Consider the following 642-nt stretch of genomic DNA (forward strand, 5'->3'; position numbering starts at 1 on the left):
TTAGCATACTTCCTGCTAGTCATTATACTTATGTAGAGGCAACTATGAGCCAGAGAAAGGAAGATTTCATCAACTCTATGAATCATTGCTTACAATATTTTGGTGGCGTACCCCAAACTATAGTAACTGATAATTTAAAATCAGCAGTAACAAAATCAAGCAAATACAGTGCGATTTTAAACAAGAGCTTAAAAGATTTGGCTATTCATTATAAAACGAGCATAATCCCACCAGATCTTATTCGCCACAAGATAAAGCACTTGTTGAGGGAGCTGTGAAATTAGTGTATCAACGTATCTATTATCCTTTGAGCAAACAAACATTATTTAGCATATCAGAACTAAACAAAGCCATAAAAGAGAAACTGACAGAGTATAATGCTTTTCAAATGAAACAGTTGGGAACAAGTCGGTTTAAACACTTTTCAGACTATGAAAGATCATACCTCTCCTCTTTGCCATCACAACCTTATGAATTAAAAGAATACAAAAAAGCAAAAGTTCAAAAAATGGGCATTGTATATTTACATGAAGACAAAAACTACTACAGCGTTCCTTTTCGTTATATTGGCAATGATGTTGAAGTACAATATAACTCTGAAGACGTCGAAATATACTGTAAATCGGAGCGTATTGCCAATCA

At 33.8% G+C, this 642-nt stretch carries 2 pseudogenes; both read left to right on the plus strand.

Annotated elements, in window-relative coordinates:
- Window positions 1–278, plus strand: a pseudogene (locus HNS40_RS23040) (IS21 family transposase); the annotation flags it as partial.
- Between the two features lie 29 nt (window positions 279–307).
- Window positions 308–642, plus strand: a pseudogene (locus HNS40_RS22625) (hypothetical protein); the annotation flags it as partial.

Origin of the sequence: Lentimicrobium sp. S6, from assembly GCF_013166635.1 — a bacterium.
Classification (GTDB): Bacteria; Bacteroidota; Bacteroidia; order Bacteroidales; family UBA12170; genus UBA12170.